General features: G+C 62.7%; 1 protein-coding gene. It reads right to left on the reverse strand.

Annotated features, from left to right (window positions below; all coding sequences use genetic code 11):
- Positions 1–255 (reverse strand): phage tail protein (locus HAQ05_RS28305; protein WP_190427766.1); only part of this gene is annotated, 255 nt, incomplete at both ends.

Raw genomic sequence — 255 nt, forward strand, 5'->3', positions numbered from 1 at the left:
TGCTCGATGCCTTCAACCGGCCACCGATGGGCTTGCCGGCGTAGTTCTGGTCGGCCACCCGCACGATTTGCCCGGGGCGCGCGATTACGCCATCCAGGCCGACGCTGAATTGGATCGTGTCGGTTTCCAGTTGGTTGGTCAGCAGCGTGTACTGTCCCAGACGCTGGGCCTGGCCTTGAGACACGCAGCCAAACGCGGTGATCTCCGTCTCCCGCACGCCATAGCGGGCAAGCGATTGCTGATTCTGGACGTACT

The organism is Pseudomonas typographi (assembly GCF_014694385.1).
GTDB lineage: Bacteria > Pseudomonadota > Gammaproteobacteria > Pseudomonadales > Pseudomonadaceae > Aquipseudomonas > Aquipseudomonas typographi.